Source organism: Stenotrophomonas pictorum JCM 9942, from assembly GCF_001310775.1.
Classification (GTDB): domain Bacteria; phylum Pseudomonadota; class Gammaproteobacteria; order Xanthomonadales; family Xanthomonadaceae; genus Stenotrophomonas; species Stenotrophomonas pictorum.
On sequence record NZ_BAZI01000117.1, the window covers coordinates 1 to 7,735 of the forward strand.

A 7,735-nucleotide genomic window follows, 5' to 3' on the forward strand; every position below is an offset into this window, starting at 1 on the left:
GCTGGCCGGCGCCTATGCCGGCCACCCCCGCCCCGGCACCGAACGCACTGGACCTGTGCCTGAAGCTTTTCGGCCTGCAGACGGCGGCACCGCTGCTGCCCGGGCTGGAGAGCAGCGCCGCCTATGCGCTGGGCGCGCGCGATGGCTCACCACTGCAAGGCACCCCAGTGGCCGCCGCCGCAACGTTGCGGCTGCCCGGAAGCAGCGATGCCGATGCGTCCATGGCGGTGCAGGCCGCCGGATTCGGCGAACTGGCCAGCCGCCTGTCCTGCAGCGATCGGGTTGCCCGCACACAAGGCGCGGCGCAAAGCGCACTGGCCGCTCACAGCATCATGGAGGTCACCGCCTATACGGCCCGCTTCCGCAAGTTCGACGCGCGCACCGCGCAGATCGTCATGGTCCAGGCCGAAACCGGTATGGCATCGGCGGTTACCGGCCTGGCGTTCGCCATCTTCGACGAGGCCATCGCCATCGTCCTCACCGCCGCAGGATTCCCACCGGATCCGCTGGGAATAGCCATCGGCATCGGCGAGCAGGCCACTGCCCTGGCCTCGATCGGCTATGCCGCCCATTCGGTGGAACTGGCCAAGGCAGACATCGCCAGCGCCAAAGAAGGTATCGAAGCGGCCAACACCGCCTTGATGTATGCCAACCAGCAGCGTGATCGGGCACACGTGATGTACGACACGGCAAGCCGGACCGCGATTGCCCTGGATCAAGCCGGAGTAGACAGATGACACGATTCCACAGGCGTTCGCGACAACGCATGGGCGGCTTCTCGCTGGTCGAGTTGAGCGTGGTGCTGGTGGTGCTGGGCATTGCCGGGGTGCTGCTGGTGCGTTGGCTGACCTATGCCCACGCCGAGCAGAAGCAGGTGCTGCAACGCACGCTTCTACAACGCGCCGACGACGCGCTGCTTGCCTATGTCTCCGCCCGGCACCACCTGCCCTGCCCGGCGGCGGGAATCGACGGGATCGCCAACTGCACGCTGAGCACCGGCTTCCTGCCGCATGCCGAACTCGGGCTGCCCGAACCGCGTGCCGGACGCATCCGCTATGCGGTGTACCGCAATCCTGCGATCACTGGCGTCGATCCGGACCTCGCCTCGGTGGCAGGTGACCTGGCGGTGGCCGTGGACCGCGCCCCTGTCCTGCAGATGCTCGGCAACGCCACCTCCGGCAGTATCAGTGCGCAGGTCGCGCTGCCGACCGGTTGCGCCACGCTTGCTGGCGTGGACTGCACCGCGGTACCGGCGCTGAAAAGCAACGGCCTGGACTTCTGCTATGCCCTGCGCACGGCAATGAACGCCCCGGCGCTGGGCAACCAGGCCCACACCATCGGCAGTAGCGGCCGGGTCACAAACGTCGCCTATGCGCTGGCGCTGACCGATCCTGCGACAAGCGCGCCGATGGCCATCAACAAGGGCCACACCTTCGCATCACCGCGGCGGGAAGCCGGCAACGACTATCAGGACAAGGTGCGGGCGGTCGGCATGGAGCAGCTGTGGAGCCGGCTGCGCTGCGGCGAATCGCTGGGAAGCGCGATGCATGCGCACGCCAATGCCGCCGCGGCCGCTTCGCTGAACGTACCGGCGATGGACGACTATCAGGAGCAGATCGAGATCATGGTCGATCTTGCCCATGCCGGTGATCTGGGTGCAGACGCCGCCATCGTCCTGTCGGTGGCACAGATCTTCAGCGCCACTGCCGGCATCTTCGATTCGATCGGCGAGACGGCGAACTCCATTGGCGGCTGGAGCTGGCGCGTGCCCTTGTCGACGGTCGGACTCGGCAGTGCGCTGGGCGCGACGACGGCATCGGCCGCGTTCAAGGCCAAGAGCGTGGAAAACGTGAAAAAGACCGCCCAGCTCCGCAGCGCGTTTCTCGACGGCACCCCTGCCAGCGATGATCCGGACGGCGGCATCTATCCGTTGCAGCTCCGCGCAACCGCACTGTATCGGGCGGTCTCCCTGCAGGCCCAGCGTGCCGACATGCTCGGCATCACGCCCGGACCGGCCGAGCGCGCCGAGATCGGCAAGATCGGTGCGACCCCCTGATCATCCACAGCCTCCCGGCACCCAGGCGTACGGTTCAACCGCATCGGCGTAGCCATCGCGTTCCGGCCCCGCAGACAAACCGCAGGGCATGGACGTGCCGGCTGCGCCACCAGCGGCCCGGGGCGGACACCGCGCACACAGGGTTGACGCGGACCGGCGCATTGCAGGCAAATGGAAATGGCAGCCATAGGGCTGCCATCGGGAGCAACATGACAGGAGCAACCGCGGGTTCAGCCGGCCATACGCAAACCGGTCTTCACCGCCCTGATTCCGGCCGCTACCGCCACCGGAGAGGGAGCGCGGCGCTGGGCAGGGGAACCACTGGATATGCGGGTAAACAGCCGCCGGGTTTCCACATCCGGCTCCAGGCCCAGCTCCCGCTGAAGCTCCAACTCGAAATGCTGGTAGATCGTCACCGCCACACTGTGCAACCCACAGCCGGCATGGGCGTGCATCAGCCGGCGGGCATGCGCGTTGTTCCAAGGGTCACGCAGACTCAGCGCGCGGGCCACATCGATGGCCCGCTCCCACTGTTCGGCCGCCAACAGTCCATCACAGCAATTCTCCGCCGCACCAACCAGCCGGGCCTCCAGCATCTGCCGGGTGGTTTCCAGCCATGACTGGAAGTTGGAATCGGCGATGTCGTCCATGCCATCCATGAAGACGCGCTGCTCGGTCAGCAGGTGCAACGACTGGCATGGCGCGGCCAGCAGCAGATCAATGTCGAACCGCGGCGCCTCGCTGCGCATCAGGCCGACGGCGGTGCGTTCGATACGCAGGATGTCCGGCCCCAGCTTGGCCTTGCAGAAGCGGTTGAGGTTGCTCAGCACCTGGCGCAGGTTGGTCAGCGCGCTGCTTTCACCCAGGGTGGGCCACAGCAGCGCTGCCAGCGAGACCCGCGAGTGCATGCGATTGGACTCTACCGCCAGATAGCCCAGCAACGCCCAGCCCTTGCGATAGATGATCGGCGCCGGCAGCCCGTCGCCGGAGGCCATCAGCGGCACCAGCGCCGGGCCGCGGTCAGTTAACGCGCTGTTGCACGGGGCACCGCAGCCATGCCTCGTCTCCCGCTCCAAATCCAATGCCATGAGTTCCCCCGGTCCGAAACAGAAATTGCCCTGTACTTGTTAAACCGGCAAAAGCGTCGGAATCCGATCATCGCCCCCCCATTTTCCCGAACCGCGTGTCACGGGCGCGGCTTTCCGCGCAACCAGGTCCGATGAATTCCGTGCAGGCACTAAGTTTCAAGAGCAACCAAGCCGCTGTGGCGGGCATTGCCGGCCCATTGCCGGTGATCACATCTGCAAGCGTTGACATGCGCACCGTGGGGATGGTTATCTCGGTTCCATGTTGCAACGCCACACCACCGCCGCCCACCTGTCATCGAGCCCGACTCCGGTCGCGGCATCGCTGCTTGTACTCGTACTTATTACCGAACCCACAGGTGCGGGACGAGCTGGCGCGTAGCAGAAAACTGCCAGATTCGATCAAAGACCCCCGCGCCGACCCCGGTGCGGGGTTTTTCGTTTCCAGCTTCTATTTCATCTGAAACCATGTCTCCGACCCCTGACACCACCAACAAACACACCGCCAACGCTGCCACCTGCAGCGCTGCCCCCTGCATGGTGTCTGCCCCGCCCGCCCCGGCCGCTGCGTCCTGACGCAACGGCCGTTTTCATTTCTGCAGTCTCTCTTCATTGCAAGGAACCCAAGCACCATGAGCACCAACGAACTGCCCCAGATCAAAATCGCCGTCGTCGGTTACGGCAGCCAGGGCCGCGCCCATGCCATGAACCTGCGTGAATCCGGCTTCGACGTGGTCGTCGGCCTGCGCGCTGGTGGCCCCACCGAGGTCAAAGCCCAGGCCGACGGCTTCACCGTCAAGAGCCCGGCCGAAGCGGTCAAGGACGCCGATCTGGTCGCCGTGCTGACCCCGGACATGGTGCAGAAGAAGCTGTACAACGAGGTGCTGGCGCCGAACATGAAGCAGGGCGCCTGCCTGCTGTTCGCGCACGGCCTGAACGTGCACTTCGGCATGATCGAGCCGCGCGCCGATCTGGACGTGGTGCTGGTCGCACCGAAGGGCCCGGGCGCACTGGTGCGTCGCGAGTATGAGATCGGCCGTGGCGTGCCGTGCATCTATGCGGTCCACCAGGACAAGAGCGGCAAGGCCGAGCAGCTGGCGCTGGCCTACGCCGCCGGGCTGGGCGGCGCCCGCGCCAACATCATCAAGACCACCTTCAAGGAAGAGACCGAAACCGACCTGTTCGGCGAGCAGGCCGTGCTGTGCGGCGGTGCCTCGGCGCTGGTGCAGGCCGGCTTCGAGACGCTGGTGGAAGCCGGCTACCAGCCGGAAATCGCCTACTACGAAGTGCTGCACGAACTGAAGCTGATCGTGGACCTGTTCTACGAAGGCGGCATCACCCGCATGCTGGAGTTCATCTCCGAAACCGCCCAGTACGGCGATTTCGTCTCCGGCCCGCGCGTGATCGACGCCTCGGTGAAGGCACGCATGAAGGACGTGCTGACCGACATCCAGAACGGCACCTTCACCCGGAACTGGGAAGCCGAGTACGAAGCCGGGCTGCCGAACTACAGGAAGTTCCAGCAGGCCGACATGGACCATCCGATCGAAAAGGTGGGCAAGGAGCTCCGCGCCAAGATGGTCTGGCTGCAAGCACAGAACGCGTAACCCCGCGGTCCCCCACCCGCAACAGGCAAAGGTCGCTGCATGAACACATCCACCCCCGGTGCGCCGCGCAATGGCGCACGCTGGCTGACGCAGGCCCTGGAAGCCGAAGGCGTGCAAACGCTGTTCGGCTACCCGGGCGGCACCATCATGCCGTTCTACGACGCATTGGTGGACTCCAGCCTCAAGCACATCCTGGTACGCCACGAGCAGGGCGCGGCGCTGGCCGCCAACGGTTACGCCCGCGCAAGCGGCAAGGTCGGTGTCTGCGTGGCCACCTCCGGCCCCGGTGCGTCCAACCTGGTCACCGGTATCGCCGATGCGATGCTCGATTCGGTACCGATGGTGTGCCTGACCGGCCAGGTCGGCACCCCGCTACTGGGTACCGATGCGTTCCAGGAACTGGATGTGTTCGGCATGACCATGCCGATCGTCAAGCACAGCTGGCTGGTGCGCAGTGTCGAGGAACTGCCACAGGTGGTGGCCGAAGCATTCCGTGTCGCCCGCGAAGGACGGCCCGGTCCGGTGCTGATCGACCTGCCCAAGGACGTGCAGCTGGCCGATGCCTCGCATCTGCCCGATCACAGGCCGGCCACGGTGGATCCGGTGCCGGCGCCGGAGGCGGAGCGTCTGGCCGCGGCGATCGAACTGATCGCCGCGGCCGAGAAGCCCGTCATCTACGGCGGCGGCGGCATCGGCTTGGCCGATGCGGTCGGCGAGTTCCGCCAGTTCGTCGAAGCCTCCGGTATTCCGACCGTGCTGACCCTGCGTGGTCTGGGCGCGCTGCCGGCCAATCATCCGCAGTACCTGGGCATGCTCGGCATGCACGGCACCCGGGCGGCCAACATGGCGGTGCAGGAATCGGACCTGCTGATCGTGGTCGGCGCCCGTTTCGATGATCGCGCCACCGGCAAGCTGACCGAGTTCGCCCCTTTCGCCCGCGTCATCCACCTGGATGCCGATGCCTATGAGATCGCCAAGCTGCGCAGCGTCGATGTCGCCATTCCAGGCAATGTCGCCACCGCGCTGCGGGCACTGACTCCCCTGCGCGGCAACTGCAACGCCTGGCGCGCCCGCTGCGCGGCCAACCGCGAGAAGTTCACCGCCCGCTACGACGCCCCAGGCCAGGACATCTACGCGCCGGCGCTGCTCAAGCGGCTGAGCGAAGTGGCGCCAGCCGACACCGTGATCGCCTGCGACGTCGGCCAGCACCAGATGTGGGTGGCGCAGCATTGCCGCTTCAACCACCCGCGCAACCACCTGACCTCTGGCGCGCTGGGCACGATGGGCTTCGGCCTTCCGGCGGCGATGGGCGCACAGTTCGCCTGCCCGGAGCGCACCGTGGTGCTGGTCTCCGGCGATGGCAGTTTCATGATGAACGTGCAGGAGCTGGTCACCATCGCCCGCTGCCGCCTGCCGGTGAAGATCGTGCTGCTGGACAACTCCTCGCTGGGCATGGTGCGCCAGTGGCAGGAACTGTTCTTCGCCGAGCGTTACAGCGAGATCGACCTGTCCGACAACCCGGATTTCGCCGCGCTGGCGCAGGTGTTCGGCATTCCCGCCACCCGCATCACCCAGCGCGCGCAGGTCGAGGATGCGCTGGCCGCGCTGCTGGACACGCCCGGCCCGGCACTGCTGCATGTGTCCATCGATGCCCGCGCCAATGTCTGGCCACTGGTGCCGCCCAACAACGCCAACAGCACCATGCTCGACAGCAACCCCGCCCACGCCAAGCAACGCAGGAGAGTTCCAATGCAATACCGGCTTGACCTGGTGCTGAAGCCGGCCGAAGGCGCGCTGGTGCGCGTGATCGGCATGGTCGAACGCCGTGGTTTTTCGCCCAGCAACATCGCCGGCAACCGCAACGCCGACGATGCCGGCCGCTGGCATGTGCAGATGGACATCCATGGCACACGTCCGCCGGAAACGCTGTGCCACCAGCTGCGCAAGGTTTACGACTGCGAATCGGTACAGGTGGTACCGGTAGCGGGTACCCCGGTATGAGCAGCGAGGTAAGTGGCGTACCGGTAGTACGCCGCCGCCGCCTGCGGAGGCGTCTTCTTCCATCCGGGCATCGGCAACGCGGCCCGTCCGTCCGCGGTGACGGCCACGTACATGGCTGACCGTGGCCGCCCCGTTGCAACTGCCGCGTACGCTGGCGACATCCACGTCAGCGTCGCCGATGTGCTGGCCGCCCAGGCGCGTCTGCGCCGCTTCCTGCCGCCCACCCCGCTGCACTATGCCGAGCGTTTCGGCACCTGGTTGAAGCTGGAAAACCTGCAGCGCACCGGCTCCTACAAGGTCCGGGGCGCGCTCAACGCGATGCTGGCGGCGCTGGAGCGCGGCGACGAACGCACCGTGATCTGCGCCTCCGCGGGTAATCATGCCCAGGGCGTGGCCTGGGCTTCGCACCGGCTGGGCGTGCAGGCCATCACGGTGATGCCGCACGGCGCACCGGCCACCAAGATTGCCGGCGTCCAGCACTGGGGCGCCACCGTGCGCCAGCACGGCAACAGCTACGACGAAGCCTTCGCCTTCGCCCGCGAGCTGGCCGAACAGAACGGCTACCGCTTTCTGTCCGCCTTCGATGATCCGGACGTGATCGCCGGCCAGGGCACGCTGGGCATCGAGCTGGCCCCGCATGCCCCGGACGTGGTGATCGTGCCGATCGGCGGTGGCGGCCTGGCCTCCGGCGTGGCGCTGGCCCTGAAGTCGCAGGGCGTGCGCATCATCGGGGCCCAGGTCGAGGGCGTCGATTCGATGGCCCGGGCGATCCGCGGCGATGTGCGCGAAATCGATCCGGTGCCGACCCTGGCCGACGGGGTCAAGGTCAAGATTCCCGGCTTCATCACCCGCCGCCTGTGCGCCAGCCTGCTCGACGACGTGGTCATCGTGCGCGAGGCCGAGCTGCGTGAAACCCTGGTGCGGCTGGCGCTGGAAGAACACCTGATCGCCGAAGGCGCCGGTGCGCTGGCCCTGGCCGCCGGTCG

6 protein-coding genes are annotated in these 7,735 nt (G+C 66.8%); 5 read left to right on the forward strand and 1 reads right to left on the reverse strand.

Annotation, left to right across the window (positions count from 1 at the left end; all coding sequences use genetic code 11):
• Positions 1-737, forward strand: a 737-nt coding sequence (locus JCM9942_RS07830) for a hypothetical protein (RefSeq protein WP_218185468.1), incomplete at its 5' end; no start/stop codon positions are given.
• A complete protein-coding gene (locus tag JCM9942_RS07835) occupies positions 734-2,056 on the forward strand; it encodes a prepilin-type N-terminal cleavage/methylation domain-containing protein (RefSeq protein ID WP_145974262.1) in 1,323 nt (440 codons plus the stop codon). The genes JCM9942_RS07830 and JCM9942_RS07835, both read left to right, overlap by 4 nt.
• A 230-nt stretch (positions 2,057-2,286) precedes the next feature.
• Here the strand turns inward: JCM9942_RS07835 and JCM9942_RS07840 are convergent, their stop codons facing one another.
• On the reverse strand, positions 2,287-3,051 hold the full coding sequence (locus JCM9942_RS07840) for an AfsR/SARP family transcriptional regulator (RefSeq protein WP_057505593.1): 765 nt from the start codon (positions 3,049-3,051) through the stop codon (positions 2,287-2,289).
• A 722-nt stretch (positions 3,052-3,773) separates the two neighbouring features.
• On the opposite strand from JCM9942_RS07840, the gene ilvC reads away from it, so the two are divergent.
• From ilvC to JCM9942_RS07865, 3 genes are all read left to right on the forward strand, one after another.
• Entirely contained in the window at positions 3,774-4,748 is a 975-nt protein-coding gene (gene ilvC, locus JCM9942_RS07850; RefSeq protein WP_054658905.1) for a ketol-acid reductoisomerase, read from the forward strand.
• Positions 4,749-4,787: 39 nt separating this feature from the next.
• Positions 4,788-6,749, forward strand: coding sequence for an acetolactate synthase 2 catalytic subunit (gene ilvG / locus JCM9942_RS07855; RefSeq protein WP_157722821.1), 1,962 nt, complete (start codon positions 4,788-4,790; stop codon positions 6,747-6,749).
• 159 nt (positions 6,750-6,908) lie between these two features.
• Positions 6,909-7,735, forward strand: an 827-nt coding sequence (locus JCM9942_RS07865; RefSeq protein ID WP_256202327.1) for a threonine dehydratase, incomplete at its 3' end; no start/stop codon positions are given.